This is a genomic window from Agrobacterium sp. rho-13.3 (assembly GCF_033957765.2).
Lineage (GTDB): Bacteria > Pseudomonadota > Alphaproteobacteria > Rhizobiales > Rhizobiaceae > Agrobacterium.
Genome location: NZ_CP192775.1, coordinates 999,855 through 1,015,661, shown reverse-complemented (window position 1 = coordinate 1,015,661; position 15,807 = coordinate 999,855). Strand labels below are relative to the sequence as shown.

The 15,807-nt window shown below is 56.0% G+C and carries 10 protein-coding genes and 1 tRNA gene; 6 read left to right on the top strand and 5 right to left on the bottom strand.

The window, feature by feature from the left end:
- Positions 1 to 23: 23 nt before the first annotated feature.
- The gene (locus tag RMR16_RS19540) at positions 24 to 593 is read right to left on the bottom strand and encodes a nucleoside 2-deoxyribosyltransferase (protein ID WP_320198973.1); all 570 of its coding nucleotides are present in this window, start codon (positions 591 to 593) and stop codon (positions 24 to 26) included.
- A gap of 164 nt (positions 594 to 757) precedes the next feature.
- Here RMR16_RS19540 and RMR16_RS19535 point away from each other — a divergent pair, with 164 nt between their 5' ends.
- Together RMR16_RS19535 and RMR16_RS19530 are read left to right on the top strand one after the other, a co-directional pair.
- Complete coding sequence (locus RMR16_RS19535) at positions 758 to 1,384, top strand: ribonuclease D (RefSeq protein WP_320198972.1); 627 nt, start codon at positions 758 to 760, stop codon at positions 1,382 to 1,384.
- 292 nt (positions 1,385 to 1,676) lie between these two features.
- Positions 1,677 to 3,260, top strand: coding sequence for a hypothetical protein (locus RMR16_RS19530; RefSeq protein ID WP_320198971.1), 1,584 nt, complete (start codon positions 1,677 to 1,679; stop codon positions 3,258 to 3,260).
- A 77-nt stretch (positions 3,261 to 3,337) separates the two neighbouring features.
- Here RMR16_RS19530 and rpsA read toward each other — a convergent pair whose 3' ends face one another.
- Together rpsA and cmk are read right to left on the bottom strand one after the other, a co-directional pair.
- Positions 3,338 to 5,038: a 30S ribosomal protein S1 gene (gene rpsA, locus RMR16_RS19525; protein WP_320198970.1), complete on the bottom strand. Its 1,701-nt coding sequence runs from the start codon at positions 5,036 to 5,038 to the stop codon at positions 3,338 to 3,340.
- Between the two features lie 169 nt (positions 5,039 to 5,207).
- Complete coding sequence (gene cmk, locus RMR16_RS19520) at positions 5,208 to 5,840, bottom strand: (d)CMP kinase (RefSeq protein ID WP_320198969.1); 633 nt, start codon at positions 5,838 to 5,840, stop codon at positions 5,208 to 5,210.
- Between the two features lie 230 nt (positions 5,841 to 6,070).
- Here cmk and RMR16_RS19515 point away from each other — a divergent pair, with 230 nt between their 5' ends.
- Both RMR16_RS19515 and RMR16_RS19510 read left to right on the top strand, forming a co-directional pair.
- A complete protein-coding gene (locus RMR16_RS19515; RefSeq protein WP_320198968.1) occupies positions 6,071 to 6,463 on the top strand; it encodes a TIGR02300 family protein in 393 nt (130 codons plus the stop codon).
- A 152-nt stretch (positions 6,464 to 6,615) separates the two neighbouring features.
- A tRNA-Ala gene (locus RMR16_RS19510) sits at positions 6,616 to 6,691 on the top strand.
- 86 nt (positions 6,692 to 6,777) lie between these two features.
- On the opposite strand, the gene pbpC is transcribed toward RMR16_RS19510, so the two are convergent.
- Both pbpC and RMR16_RS19500 read right to left on the bottom strand, forming a co-directional pair.
- Positions 6,778 to 8,859: a penicillin-binding protein 1C gene (pbpC, locus tag RMR16_RS19505; protein WP_413785962.1), complete on the bottom strand. Its 2,082-nt coding sequence runs from the start codon at positions 8,857 to 8,859 to the stop codon at positions 6,778 to 6,780.
- Positions 8,859 to 14,309, bottom strand: a complete 5,451-nt coding sequence (locus RMR16_RS19500) for an alpha-2-macroglobulin family protein (protein ID WP_320198966.1) — start codon at positions 14,307 to 14,309, stop codon at positions 8,859 to 8,861. The genes pbpC and RMR16_RS19500 overlap by 1 nt, the downstream gene beginning before the upstream one ends.
- 302 nt (positions 14,310 to 14,611) lie before the next feature.
- Here RMR16_RS19500 and kduI point away from each other — a divergent pair, with 302 nt between their 5' ends.
- Together kduI and RMR16_RS19490 are read left to right on the top strand one after the other, a co-directional pair.
- Positions 14,612 to 15,454, top strand: a complete 843-nt coding sequence (gene kduI, locus RMR16_RS19495) for a 5-dehydro-4-deoxy-D-glucuronate isomerase (RefSeq protein WP_320198965.1) — start codon at positions 14,612 to 14,614, stop codon at positions 15,452 to 15,454.
- Between the two features lie 12 nt (positions 15,455 to 15,466).
- Positions 15,467 to 15,802 carry a cupin domain-containing protein gene (locus tag RMR16_RS19490; protein ID WP_320198964.1) on the top strand — a complete coding sequence of 112 codons (336 nt, stop codon included), beginning with the start codon at positions 15,467 to 15,469 and terminating at the stop codon, positions 15,800 to 15,802.
- Positions 15,803 to 15,807: the final 5 nt, after the last annotated feature.

Below are 15,807 nucleotides of genomic sequence, written 5' to 3'. Positions count from 1 at the left end.
TCTCCGTTTTTAAACGTCTATTTTTAAAGAAGCTTTCGCGCCGCAATCGCAAGGCATTCCTTGAAGGCTGTGAGATCGGTATAGAGTGCGTCCGCAGGCGCATCGCTCACGACCACCACACCGCCGCGCCGAACAATGCCACCATGCAGCATCAAATTGTCCGCCATATCGAAGTTCTCGATGGAAAGACCGTCGGCACCTCTGTAGCGCCCGGTTTCATCCTGCGTCGAGACATCACCATAATAACGCATGATGCGCGTGAAATGGTTTGCCGCCACGTTCGTATAGGCGAAAACCGGCTTGCCCAGCGCGCACATGAAGCCGAGTTCGTAGCTCGTGCCGGTATCTGCGGCGATGCCGCGAAACGGCGTGAGGTTGGCGATGACGGCATCCGCCTCTATCATCATCTGCTCGTCCACGGCATTGATGTTGCAGCCATGCTCGATTTTCGTGTCTGCGGGCGGGATCAGGAGGTCGCCGGGTGAAATCGGGGTAAAACCCGCTTCACGGGCGAGGGCTGCTTTGACATCAAGCATTTCACGGGCATTCGAAAGGAAGACTTCCGGCCCGGCAAGGTATATTTTTACTGGCATGAATGACTGGCGCTTCTAAAAAACAGGAAACTTACATGCCAACCTAACCCGTGTTTCCGTTGCTAGGCAAGGCCATGTTGGCCACTGAAAAGCAACATAAGCGGTATCGCGCCCCCCGAGTTTCCGTTATACGCCCCATCACACATTCAGCAGCGGAGCAAACCATGGCAGCAAAAATCCGTTATCACGAAGGCGATATTTCCACGAGCGATGCAGCTCGTTATACCGGCGCCATCGCAATCGATACGGAAACACTTGGCCTCGTTCCGCGTCGGGACCGGCTGTGCGTGGTCCAACTGTCGTCCGGTGACGGCACCGCGGATGTGATCCGTATTGCGTCCGGCCAGAAAGAAGCGCCGAACCTCGTTGCCATGCTGGCAGACCCAGCCCGCCAGAAAATTTTTCATTATGGCCGCTTTGATATCGCCGTTCTTTTCCACACCTTCGGCGTTACTACTACGCCGGTTTTCTGCACCAAGGTCGCCTCGCGTTTGTGCCGCACCTATACGGATCGTCATGGGCTAAAGGACAATTTGAAAGAAATGCTGGAGGTGGATATTTCCAAAGCACAGCAGTCTTCCGACTGGGCCGCAGAAAAACTCTCCCCGGCACAACTCGAATACGCAGCCTCTGACGTGCTTTATCTCCACGCATTGCGTGACAAGCTCACCGCACGCCTCATTCGCGATGGTCGTTATGAGCACGCCGAAGCCTGCTTCGCGTTTCTACCGACCCGCGCCAAGCTGGATTTGCTCGGCTGGGATGAAACCGATATTTTCGCTCATAGCTAAAGCATATCTGGTAGCAGCGTGCAGCGGTTTTGCGACGAAGACATGCTTTAACGTCCGCACATATACTTAGCGGATCGTTAATCTTTCACCGCCATTCTTCAATCTGATGATTCGATGCGTTTTCATGCAACTGCGCTGCGAAAGCTGCGTTGTATCTGATCAATGCGCCGCATGAGCGGACGGGAATAACACCTGCGTCGTCGCCAAGGCTCGCCTCTTAGGAAACAAGAGCCATTTCAAGGTTGGTAGTGTTTGGGCCACCCAGGCACTTATCGACAAGAGGGAGCGCGCCATGCTGTCGCCTGTGAGTGCCGTTTCAGCGGCTGATATTTCTTTTCAGACATCCAGTTCGCGGCAGGAGACTACACCTCCCGTCAGCATTCAGCCTCCCGTTCTAAAAACAGAACCGGATGCAGCAAATATTTCAACAAGTGCCAATATTCGCGCTGTTTCAGGAGAGCTTCAACTTTCGCAAAATGCGGGCGTGCTTGCCGAAACGCTTGGCAAACTTATGAACATTGCGCGCATGGATGGCGAGCCTACCGATGCTTACGTCAACCGCTTGGTGGCAAGCATGCAGTCTTTGCCAGCAGACCAGAAGGCGATGCTGGAAAAAGAGTTGGGCAGCATTTTAAAGGGTGTGACCCTGTCCGTCCTCGCCGATGCTCTCAAAAACTCGGCGGGTCCGGATGCAGCAAGACTGGCCATCATGTTCGAGCTTGCGCGCTCCACCAATACGGCGCGTGGCACACGCAACGTTTCGTCCTATCTGCAAGACATCTTGCCGCAAAGCAGGGCGATGCCTCCGCTTTCAACATCTGTCTTGCCAGCGTCTGCCCTGGCAGATGACAAGCCACAGGCTGTCGCAGGCGGAGCGACCGGCCAACAGCCCGTGAAACAAACAGCTACGAGGCTGCCAGAGCCAGCGAATAACGCAGCGCTGAAACAATCGGCAGAGCCATCACTATCCAACACAGGGGCGGCGACGCGCCCTGTACCCCAGCAATCTGCCTCGGGGCAGGTTGCCGCTTCAGTGATGACCAAATCGCCGTCATCCATTGCAGAAATAGCATTGCCGGTACCCGGCACCATACTGGCCGGTGAACACGACACACCTGAGCAAGTTACCAAGCCTATATTAGCAATCAAACAAGAAACTCCCGCGACGAATGTGAGCGCCAATCCGGACGCCGATCTGCAAAACGCGGATACGGGTTCACGCTCGTCCATCGCGTCACCCACCCCGCAAGATGGCCGCCAAAATCTCCCGGCAATAATCAATCAATTCTCGGGCGCTAGTGCAAAGGATATGGAAAAGCTGCTTCTCGCTGTTCTGCTCGGCAAATTGCCAGCCAGTGCAGAAACGACTATGGCAGCGGCACTCGCTCTCAGCACACCTGAAACAAACGCCGAACCGATAACAAAGTCTCCATTGCCGCCCACAGCTGGACACGCAAAACCGGAAACTACGGCAGAAGAGACTGCGCTTTCCAACAGCCGCCCTGAAATGCTTGCGGCGCAAAAGGCGGCGCTGACCGCAGATCTTAAAACTGCGATTGCGGAGCACCCAACATTGTTTGCCGCTATTGCAGCCGTGGTGACCAAAGAAGGAATACCCCTGCCCTTCGTTCAATATCCAGCGGCAAAAGACGAGCAAGAATCCGACGCGCCCCCCAGAGGTCGGTGGCCGTCTTCTGGTGACGGCTCGGAGCAGGAAGAAGAGGGTGGAGAATCGCCCCAAGACGATTCTGCTGAGGAAGAGCGTGTCGCGGCCAATGACGAAAACGTCGACCGCTCTCTATCCGAAGGCGCGAATGAGGATGGCCGAACCGGCAACGCTGAATCCTATTATCTCAAGATGAGCAGTTTCAGCTGACACTTTTAAAAAGTGCAGACAACAAAAAAACCGCCGGATCGCTCCGGCGGTTTTCTTATTTCACAAGAACCGAACGATTATTCGGTGCGGTTCTTCAGAGCTGCGCCGAGGATGTCGCCGAGCGAAGCACCGCTGTCGGACGAACCGAACTGAGCAACTGCTTCCTTCTCTTCTGCGATTTCCAGAGCCTTGATCGAAAGCATGACCTTACGGTCTTTCTTCGAGAAGTTGACAACGCGGGCGTCGAGAACCTGGCCAACCGAGAAACGCTCTGGACGCTGATCGTCGCGATCGCGTGCCAGGTCGTTGCGGCGGATGAAGGACGTGATGTCTTCATGAGCAACGAGCTTCACTTCGATGCCACCTTCGTTCACGCCGATAACTTCAGCGGAAACGACAGCGTTCTTGCGCAGTTCGCCAGATGTTGCGGCTTCGCCGACAGCATCCTTGCCAAGCTGCTTGATGCCGAGCGAGATACGCTCCTTCTCAACGTCAACGTCAAGAACAACAGCCTTCACGGTATCGCCCTTGTTGTATTCCTCGATGACCTGTTCGCCTGGACGGTTCCAGTCGAGGTCAGAAAGGTGAACCATGCCATCAACGTCGCCTTCGAGGCCGATGAACAGGCCGAATTCGGTCTTGTTCTTGACTTCGCCTTCGACTTCAGTGCCGGCAGGATGGCTGTAGGCAAATGCCTGCCATGGGTTTTCGAGGGTCTGCTTGAGACCAAGCGAAATGCGGCGCTTGGACGGGTCAACTTCGAGAACGACCACGTCAACGTCCTGAGTCGTGGACAGGATCTTGCCGGGATGTACGTTCTTCTTGGTCCAGGACATTTCAGAGATGTGGATGAGGCCTTCGATGCCTGGCTCCAGCTCAACAAATGCGCCGTAGTCTGTGATGTTCGTAACAGTACCGGAGATCTTCTTACCAACTGGATATTTGGCAGAGATGCCATCCCAAGGATCAGACTCGAGCTGCTTCATGCCGAGCGAGATGCGGTGGGTTTCCTGGTTGATACGGATGATCTGAACCTTGACCGACTGGCCAATGTTGAGGATTTCCGAAGGATGGTTGACGCGGCGCCATGCCATGTCCGTGACGTGCAGCAGGCCGTCGATGCCGCCGAGGTCAACGAACGCACCATAATCGGTGATGTTCTTGACAACGCCGTCAACAACCTGGCCTTCTTCGAGGTTCTGAACGATTTCAGAACGCTGCTCAGCACGGGACTCTTCGAGAACCGTACGGCGCGATACAACGATGTTACCGCGGCGCTTGTCCATCTTGAGGATTTCGAAGGGCTGTGGGTTGTGCATCAGAGGCGTAACGTCGCGGATCGGACGAATATCGACCTGCGACCGTGGAAGGAACGCAACAGCGCCATCCAGATCGACGGTGAAGCCACCCTTGACCTGGTTGAAGATAACGCCTTCGACGCGTTCGCCAGCTTCGAACTTGGCTTCGAGCTTGACCCAGCTCTCTTCGCGGCGAGCCTTCTCGCGCGACAGAACGGCTTCGCCCAGAGCATTTTCAATGCGCTCAACATAAACTTCGACTTCGTCGCCGACCTTCAGGCCGCCGTCCTTGGAACGGGCGCCGAATTCCTTAAGCGCGATGCGACCTTCAACCTTGAGGCCAACGTCAACGATCGCAACGTCTTTTTCAATCGCCGTTACAATACCCTTGGCTACATAGCCTTCGGCAAGATCATTGGAAGAAAAGGACTCTTCAAGCAGCGCTGCGAAATCGTCGCGCGTGGGGGTAGCTACTGACATTAAATCTCCTGAGAGTGTCCGGCTGAAGGACACACAAGCACCGGGGGTTCGTGTTGATGATTCCCGAAATCCATGCCCGCCTCTTCTGTTTTGAGGCTTCCGGCGCAAGGCATGTTTTTAAGGACATTCCATTCTAAAACGAGGACCGGCTTGACCGGTTCCCGCAAATTCATTTGTTCAAGGCCGCATCGATGATCGACTTGGCCACCATAAACGCCGCCTCTATACTCATTTCTGACGTATCAAGCAAGTGCGCGTCTTCTGCTGGCTTCAAAGGGCTGTCCGCACGCCCCATATCGCGCTCGTCGCGCTTTTTCACATCCGCAAAAACGGCATTGTAATCCGCAGCCTCTCCCGTTGCGATAATCTCGTCATATCGGCGGCGGGCACGTACTTCAGGTGAGGCGCTTACATATAGCTTCACATTCGCATCAGCACACACAACAGTGCCAATATCGCGGCCATCCAGCACCGTTCCCGGCTGTTTGCTCGCGAAAGCGCGCTGCGCCTGAACCAGTGCGCGCCGCACAGCAGGCATGACGGCGACTTTGGATGCTGCCTCCCCCACCTCGTGCTTGGCCAGCACCGTACGATCAAGGCCGCTCAGGTCAAGGTTCAGCGCGGTTTTCTCCGCAATACTCTCATCATCAAGCGGCAAACCGGCGTCTAGCAGCGCCTTGGCAGTTGCGCGGTAGGTTAGTCCCGTATCCAGATGGTGAAATCCGTAAGTCTCGGCAATTTTGCGAGAGAGAGTGCCTTTGCCCGCCGCAGCTGGCCCATCGATGGCAATGGTGAATGTCATTATAGATATATCCTGCTTGCGGCCTGACCAGAATGCTCGGCAGATGCTTATTATAAGCGCCAGAGAGCATCATCAAGAGAGGGTGGACGTACGCGTGTATATCCCGATTATAAAGTTTATCTTTGACAGGAAAGGCATCAGCGATTAATGGGACCGGCTAGAATTTTATCGTCTACTGCCGGAAACACGGCGTAAACACCGAACTCATCTCACAATTTGAGGCTTAGACAGTGGCAAAAGCGGACCTTGGTACCAAGCGCACAGACCCGGATACCGGCAAGAAATTTTACGACCTGAATCGGGACCCAATCGTTTCTCCTTACTCCGGCAAGTCCTGGCCGCTTTCCTTCTTCGAGGAAACCACAGCTGCCAAGAAGATGGAGCAAGCCGAGGAAGAGGAAGAAGTCGCAGAAGTCGATACCGAAAATACGGAAGTCGAACTCGTGCCACTGGAAGACGCTGATGGCGACACCAGCGGCGATGACATTCCAGATATCGGCGGCGATGACGACGAAGTTGAACTCGACGATGACGACGACACCTTCCTCGAAGCAGACGAAGATGACGATGATGACGACGTTTCCGGCATTATTGGCGTAAACGGCGACGACGACGAGACCTGATTTCCACAGGATTCATCACCCGGCGTCAAAAAAATGTCGCCGGGTGAATTTTTCGACTTGCCATCTTCCAGAAGCGGAAGTATCAAGCGCCACCGAACGCAAACAACCGCGTCGGTTCCCGGAACCGGATCAAAAATGCCGGAACCCTTTGTGGGGCTATAGCTCAGCTGGGAGAGCGCTTGCATGGCATGCAAGAGGTCAGCGGTTCGATCCCGCTTAGCTCCACCAAATCTCCCCATACGGTTTTATTGATCAAAAATAACAACGACTTAAGTTGCGTTTGCGCGGCTTACAGAGCGAAGTCAATTCGCGGCTCACTCCACAAACACGCGTACGCTTGACGCCCTTCCATCCGCATCGATGACTGTCAGCGTGGAAAATCCTTGGCCCTCCGGTTTCCACTCGCTGCTGCGGCGGCGTGCGGGTTCTGGCAACGGCTTGCCATTTGCAAGCCAGCGAAAGGGTGCGCGGCCACCCTGCAATTTGAGAACGAGTGGTGAGAGTTCGCCGCTTTGGCTGGAGAGCTCTATGCGTGCGCCTTCGGGCGGATAGACGATCTGAGGTGAAGCTTCACGCCTTGAAGCCGAGAGAAGACCGCTTGACGTTACGCTAAACCGGCGCTGGTTTGCAGGCAGGTCATTATAGGCCAATCGTGATGTGCCTGATGGCGCTGGCGGAAACGGCGTGATCGCCACGCCTGATTTTGTGAAGGCTTCGAACAATATGGGTGCGGCGGAAACGTAACCTGCAAGCCCCGGCACAGAGCCATTGTCCGCACGCCCGGCCCAGACGCCAATAACGTATCGCCCATCGAAACCCACGGACCAAGCATCACGATAACCATAGCTGGTGCCGGTTTTGTAAGCGATGCCGCGTTGCTTCATGCCCAATGGAGGCAAAACGCCAGAGAGAACATCGGTAATGTTCCACACCGCTGATTTTGAGAACAGAGGATCGACATCCAGCACTTGCGGAGTGTTGCGCACTCCATCGCCGAGCTTTATCGGCTGGCCGCCATTGGCAAGAGAGGCGTAGAGTTGGACAAGATCGACAAGTGACAAACCGGCGCCGCCGAGCGCGATTGCCAAGCCGGGGGCTTCAGCTTTTGGCAGCGTCATTTGAACTGAAGCGCGGCGGAAGCGGACCATGAGGGCGGCCGGGCTGACGGCATCCAGCAGGCGCACCGCCGGAACGTTGAGCGACAATTGCAGGGCTTGGCGAATGCTGACATCGCCTTGATATTGCATGTCGAAATTGCGCGGCCTGTAACCCGAGAAATCCGCTGGGCGATCCTCAATGATGGTTTCTTGCGCAATGAGGCCGTTTTCGAAGGCAAGACCATAGATAAAGGGTTTGAGCGTCGATCCGGGAGAGCGCACGGCACGGCTCATTTCCACCCAGCCACGGCGGGACGTATCGAGGAAATCGGACGAGCCGACATCGGCAAGTATCTCACCCGTGCGACTGTCTGCCATGACGATGGCGACGGAGACTTTATCGCCGAGTTTCTGCCCGGCATGTTTCGCCAGCGTTTCCAATTCGCTCTGGATGGGGAAACGCAAAGTAGAGCGGATTTCGACCGATTGCGGAAACTTGGTGCGAGCGGCTTGAGCCAGATGCGGCGCGTAGGAGGGCAGATCACGGCGTTTGGTGGGGATAGAAGCGATGGCCGCACGGGCAGCCTCCCCCTCACCCACCACGTGTGAAACGGCAAGCCGTTGCAGTACGCGTTCGCGGGCCTGTTTGGCCGCTTCCGGGAAACGATCCGGGCGGCGTTTTTCCGGCAATTGCGGCAGGGAAACGAGGAGTGCTGCTTGGGCCGTGTCCAAGCGTCGCGGTTCCTTACCAAACCACGCGAGACTTGCGGCCCGCACGCCTTCCAGATTACCGCCATAAGGCGCGATGTTGAGGTAGATGTCGATGATATCGCTCTTGCTGAGCCGCCGTTCGATCTGCCATGCGCGCAGGATTTGCAGGAGCTTCGCGCTGAGTGAACGATCTGTACGCGGCTCTATCAACCGCGCCACCTGCATGGACAGCGTCGATGCACCGGAGACAATCCGGCCATTGGTCAGCAATTGCCAACCAGCACGACCCAATGCCTGAAAATCAACGCCGCTATGGTCGAAAAACCGTTGATCCTCATAGGCGATCAGCATCTTCACAAACTGTGGATCGACTTCTGCCTGTGTTGTGTGCAGCCGCCATCGGCCGTCCGGTGTCGCGAAAGCGCGCAGCAGCTTGCCGTCTGCATCCAGCACTTCTTGCGAAACGATGGCCGCGTTTTTAAGCGGTGGCGGATAGGCGCGGTCCAGACGATTAAGCCCATACACGGCAGCGCTGGTCAGCACTGCCGCCACGACGAAACCACAAAGGAAACCGCGCCACATGACCATTATTGCGCTGAGCGAACCTCCATGCGGCTGGTTGCCGTGCGAGCAGAGAATTGCGGGCGATACATATCTTCCACCGTTGCTGCCGGGTTATCATATGTTCCGGGCGTTACGGCGCGAACCACATAGGCCAGCGTGATTTCGGAGGCGTCGCCCGCTGCAAGGTCCATGGCCGCAACGAAGCGATCATAGCGGAACTCGGTGTGTGCGGCTTCGGTTTCCGGCAGCCAATCGAAGTTGGACAGGGCGGCACTGTTGACGAGGCCGGGATTATCGATCTCGAAGCCCGAAGGCAGAAGATCGGTCATGACGATGCGCGATTGCCAGTCGTTTTTCGGTGTGACGGTCAGAACCACGACATAGCGCTCGTTCTGTTGTGCCTCGCTGATATTCACCTCTCCACCCTCCAGAGAATAATAGGTTTTCTGGATTTCAAAGCCATTACCGCCTGCTGGCAGCGGTTGGGCGGGCGGCGCGACCGTGGTGACGACAGCCGTGACGGTTTCCGTGGACGCATTGGTAATTTTTACGGGCGATTGCAGCAGTTCATCACCGCTCAGGCTTTTGCTATAGCCACCTTCCAGCAACGCGCCGTTGATATCGAGTTTGACGTCCTTGTCTTCATCCTTCAAAGCGTGGGCCGCCAACAGCATCCATGCCTGCTCCTGCGTGCTGGTGTAAGGCTTGGCATCCCATGCCTTGGCAACGGCACCGGCCAGTTGCGGCACCACCGCTGGCACCGGACGGCTTTCTGCCGCAAGCGCCAGAGAGGCCGCACCATCGCGCAAGGCAGAACCATAATCCGCACGGGCAAAGCTGACTTTGGTGCTTGATGTTGCCATGCCGAGCGATGCGCCGAACACCGATTTGGAGCGGGCCGCATCGCCATACAGCGAAAGGGCCGCGCCAATCTGCGCTTTGGAAAGCGGGGTCGGGAAATCATTCAGCGCCGTGTCTGCATAATAGCGCAGATCGTTGATCGCCGCTTTGCGATTGCGGGCCAGAACATAGAGCGAATAGGCAATTTCATTGCCGCGATCTTTCACGTTGCTGTCAATGGCCAGCCCGTTTTGCAGGTTGGTCAGGGCCTGCACCATGGCCGTTTCCGGCACGTCATAGGATTGCTCCCGCGCCCGTGTCAGGAAGTCAGTGATGTAAGCGTCGAGCCACAAATCACCCTCCCCCGGCGACCAGAGACCGAAGCTGCCTGAGGAGGATTGGAAGGACAGCACACGATAGATCGCATCCTGTACGCGTTTGCGAAGGTCCGCATCATCCGCGCCGCCACGCTGCTTCATCAGCTCGGACACATAGAGCAAAGGCAATGCGCGGCTGGTGGTTTGCTCCGCGCAGCCATAGGGGTATTTATCCAGCATCATCACCAGTGCCGGAACATCGAAGGCCGGGGAGCGCGTGACATTGACTGCCACAGACGACCCGATCAACATGCTTTCGGCCAGCAAATTGCCATCCACCGTCAGGCTGCTGTTGGGGGCAATCTGAATATTGCGGCGTGTGGTGACAGGCAGCACGGCGGGGCGCACCGGAATGTTCAGCGCCTGTTCCAGTGAAAGACCACTGGCATTCGTGAGCTTGATTGTGATCGCTCCCGCACCGGGAAGTTCGCCGGTCAATGGAACGGTGAGTGAGGTTTCGCCGCCTTTTGCGAGGGCAAGCGTCTGCGACACTTCCCCCTGGTCCACAGTTAGCGCTGTGTTGCTGCTGATGTTCAGCGCGTAGTCGCCAGCATCGCCATCCGTATTGGCGACATCGATGCGCAGTTGCGAGATATCGCCGGGGCTAAGGAATTTTGGTGCGCTGGCGGTGATGACCACGGGATCGCGGATGATCACGTCCGACACTGCATGGCCGACCCCGTTTTTGGTCCATGCTACGGCCATCACCCGCGCTGTGCCGTTAAACTGCGGAATATCAAAGTTAATGGTGGCTTTGCCCTGCGCATCCAGCTCCACTGGACCTGCAAAAAATGCCACCAGCTTTTCTGTGGGCGGACTGCCCTGAAGGGCCACCTGCCCACCATCGCCGCCGGTTCTGAGACGACCTGTTGCGCCAAGCGAACCATCGATGAGACGACCGTACAGATCGCGGATTTCTAAGCCGAGGCGGCGCTGGCCAAAATACCATTCATCCGGTTTTGGCGGTTCATAGCGCGTGAGATTGAGAATGCCGACATCAACGGCGGCTATGGTGACATAGGCTTTGTCACCCGCACCGGCACCGGCAACTTGCACAGGAATTTCCAGCGCCTGCCGTGGCAATGTCTGTTTGGGAAGCGTGAGTGCGATTCCGAGTTTGCGCTCGCCGGGGTCGACTGCCAGCCATTTCACGCCAATAGCGCGCATGGGCATGCGGCTTTCTTGCGCATCGCCGGGGCGGAACAGTGTGGCGGTGACGTAGGAGCCTGCGCCCCAGTCTTCGGTTACCGGAATGGCGACCTCACCGCCACCTTCGCCGATATCCACGTTTTGAACGGAGATCAGTTTTTCCGAACCCGAAGCGACCATCAATTGGCCTGCAAAGCGCGACGTGACCTGCAATTTCGCGGTTTCACCGATTTTGTAACTCTGCTTGTCCAGAGCGATTTCCAAGGCATCCGGCGTTTCGGTAGAACTGGCGGACACGAACCATCCGGCGTCAAACTCTACGCTGGAAACAGGCCCATCATTCTGCGCGGATTCGACTTCCAGACGATAACGGCCCCATGTCACAGGCGCCGAAATCTCGCCGCCATTCGCATCCACAGACACAGTGCCGGTCTCGACCTGCTTGGTGTAAACCACCGGCTCGTAACGCCATGAATTGCCCTGTCGATACCATTGATAATTGCGTTCAACCTTGATGAGCTTCCACGTTAGCCCTGCCATGGCCTGTTTTGCGCCATCAACGGCAAGTCCGATGACGTGGAAACGGCCGATGGAATTTTCGGCCAGATCACCAGAAAATTCCGGCTTGATGCCGATCATGGCGCTATCGGATTTTACCGGAAGCGTCAGCGAACGCTCCACAGCGCGGCCACCGGCCTCTGCCATGCGCAAGGTGATGTTGGCGGAAAGGAACTGTGTGGTGGATGGCAGATCTGTGAGCGCTACATTGAATGTGGCTTTGCCGTTTTCATCGAGGGTGGGAAGATCATCCAGCGTGGTGCGGCTTTCCTCTTCCGTTTCTTCGTCTGCCAGACCGAAGACATAACCTTGGAAACCCGGATGGGTACGGGTTGGTTTTAGGGCCACATCACCCTCAAGCTCCAGACCGGCAGCGGGTGCGCCGTAGAGATAACGACCATCCACATCGATTGCAGTTTCGCTCGCGGGGTCGATTTCCTTTGCTTTGCTGGTCAGGTCGAATTCAGTGCGGTCAGGTACGAAATCATCAACGAGGAAGGATTTCTCGCTGATGGCAGTGGCTTTCGGATCGGTATGGATGCGCAGCGTCCATGTGCCGCGCATGGCATTTTGCTGCAAGGCAAGATCAACCGCGTAACCACCCAGCGCCTTGCCATCACTTACGAAGCGACGATCTTCCACACCATCGGGACGAGAGAAGATAAAGGTCAGCGGCAGATTTTCAACGGCGTTGCCTTCGATATCTCTGGCAAGTGCTGCCGAATGCACGGTTTCGCCAGCGCGGTAAATGCCACGTTCCGTCCAGCTGAAAACGTCGATTGCCCCCGGTGCGGCACGACCTGTCACGCCGCGGTCGGAAAGATCGAAACCGGCGCGGGTCATATCAAGGAACACGTAATCCTTATCGCCATCGCGTGCCGTGATGACGGCGGGGGCTTGGCCCGCGGTGCCGCGCATCAGACCTGCGGAGAACGTGGCGCGGCCTTGCGCGTCGGTGGTGGCAGAGCCGAGGATTTCGTTGTTTTTGGCCAAAAGCTGGAGTGTCACACCGTCCAATGGTTTGGCAGTGCTAAGGGCGCGCACGAAAACATTCAGGCCATCGGTTCCGGCATAGGTGGTGATGCCGGTATCGGACACAAGGAACCATTGTGTTGCCCGGGAATCCCAGTTTTCTGGAGGGGTTCCGGGCGGAACGGCGGTCAGAACATAAATGCCGGGTTTGCGCTCCGGCAAGGCCTCATCCACCGGGAAGCTGGTGACGACATCCTTGTTCAACTCGCTCTGGATATCGATCCCGCCCTGCCAGACGAGTTCACCGATTTCGTTTTCGATCCGCTCGGCATTATAGCCGTCCATCTGCGTCAAAAATTGCGAGTTGGTGAGCAAGGACGCGATGTTGCGGTCGCCGACACGATAAAGCTTCAAATCGGCATGATCGATATTAACGGATACCAGCGGAATACCACGACGGGCGGTGCCGGGAAGAACGAAGTTTTCGCCTGTAAAACGCACAGAGCCGGACCTGTCTCGAACGTAGATATCGAGATCGACCTGTTTCTCCAAAGGTTCTTCCACCGAGGACGGAAGACCGGCGCGCAGGGCGATTTTGTATCGCTGGCCATGCGTCAGGCCTTCCACGCAAATCTCGCTCCCTTTAGCCTCGATGGCTTTCGGGGCCGCGCCATCCAGTATGAGGAAGGACGAATAATCGACGCCGTTTTTAACGAGCGGCTCTGAAAATTGCACACAAGCACGGGGGCTGACGCTATCGGTATCGACCGTGTTGCCGATGACCCGGAAACCTTGGCGCGTTTTCAAATCCGCATAAATGGCGCGTGTCTGCGGAACATTGGACAGGGTGAGGCTTGTTTTGTAAGCATTCAACGCAGCGCGGTAGCTTTGGGTTTTCTCCAAGGATTGCGCAAGCGCATTCAAAGCACCCGTTCGGGCAGTAACCGTGCGGCTCAACTGATAGGCGTTGAGGGCAGCAGGCGCTGCTTGCCCCTGAATTTCATAATTATTGTCGATTTTTGTAGCCGTTCTGGAAAGCTCGGCCCAGATTGCGGCGTCATCAGGGTTGAGCGAAAGCGCGGCCTTGTAATTTTCTACAGCAGTTTGAATATCGCCCGTCGTTGCCTGCTGGCGGGCCAAAGAGAGAAGCGCTTCGCCGCCGCTTGCCTGAGAAGAGTCCGGTTCAGGAAGATCAGTCTTCAAACGCCGAGCCTGTTGGTAAAGGCTATCCTCAACGAAAGCCAGTTTCTGCGGCGCGCCGATATCCGGCTCGTTGGCAGTTTCCACGACCTTGCCTGCGATGGCACCGGGAAAGGCGTTAAGCTGATTGAAATCCGATTTGAGGAAACACCATTTCACCTTTGGATTATAGGTGAAGGCCTTGCAGGATTTATCATTTATGCAGATGGTTTCGCATTGCGGCAAAGAAACATTCTGTTCCGTGCGAAGGTCGAAACCAAAATAATCGCCATTTTGTGTTGTGACGACTTTTCGCGATGCCTCCTGTGCGGAGACAGGCTGGATGGCCAGCGTTGCACAGACGAAAAACAGGCTTTTCAGAATAGCACGCATGGACATCGGTAGCTCCCCCGGTAACGCATGACCGGCGCGACTCTGATCGAATTCCGCCTTAAAAGTCAACGTAAAGTGATGCGTTGCCGCTGGAGCCTCCACAATCGGTCATCCTATAAGTTTTGACCTGGCTATGGAGCTACCGCGATATGAATCTTCTAATATAAAATCATAAACTCATAGAAAGGTGGTTTTTCGATCCGGATTTTGTTGAGCGCATCCGTTGTTCAGCCACCTCGCTTCATTGACATACGATCGTCACCACATATATGTATGATGACTTTATCGGAAATATGATTGGGCAGACAATGAGCCAGACACACTATACAAATCGCTTCGCCATCGACCCGAAGACAGCCGCGAAATTCAACACGGAAGAGCTTCGCGAAAACTTCCTACTGCCACCGCTGTTCGTCAACGACACCGTGCAGCTGCATTACACAAATTACGATCGTATGATCGTGGGTGGCGCTGTGCCTGTTTCTGGCTCTCTCGAACTCGAAGCCATTAAGCCTACCGGCACGAAGTCTTTCCTCGACCGTCGCGAATTGATCGTTGTCAACATCGGCGGCAAAGGCACAGTGACTGTGGATGGCACGGCATTTGAAACCGGCACACGCGACATGGTGTATGCTGGCCTCGGCGCGAAAGTTTCCTTCGCATCCGCTTCTGCAGATGCCCCTGCCAAGTTCTACTTGCTGAGCGCACCAGCGCACGCCGCCTACCCTGCCAAGCACATCAGCATCAATGATGCAAAACGTGTGGACCTTGGTTCGCAGGCAACCAGCAACGAGCGCTCCATCTTCCAGTTCATCCACCCGGAAGGCGTGAAGACCTGCCAGCTGGTTGTTGGCATGACCAGCCTTGCACCGGGTTCGGTTTGGAACACCATGCCATGCCACATTCACGACCGTCGCATGGAAGCCTATCTCTATTTCGACCTCCCAGAAACCGCCCGCGTCTTCCACTTCCTTGGTGAGCCAAGCGAAACCCGCCATCTGGTTCTGAAAAATGAAGAAGCTGCCCTTTCCCCAGGCTGGTCGATTCACTCAGGCGCAGGCACGGCAAATTACTCCTTCATCTGGGCCATGGCTGGCGACAACGTCGACTATACCGATGTCGACCTCGTCACTATGGATGACCTTAAGTAAGGGACTGCAAACATGAGCCAGAGCAACGCCTTCGTAAGCGCCGATGACGGTCAGTGGACGCCCACTGAACCCGGCGTCTCACGCCGGATCATGGCCTATCTGCCGGAACTGATGATGGTTGAGGTTGCTTTTGAAGAGGGTGCCATCGGCTCCCTCCACTCGCATCCGCACATTCAGGCCAGCTACGTCGCCGAAGGCCGCTTCGAAGTGACGATTGATGGCGTGACGCAGGAACTGACGCAAGGCGGCACGTTCATCGTCAAGCCCGATCTCATTCACGGCGTTAAAGCGCTGGCAAAGGGGCGTCTCATCGATACGTTCACGCCGCATCGCGCTGAATTTTTGTGATGAAA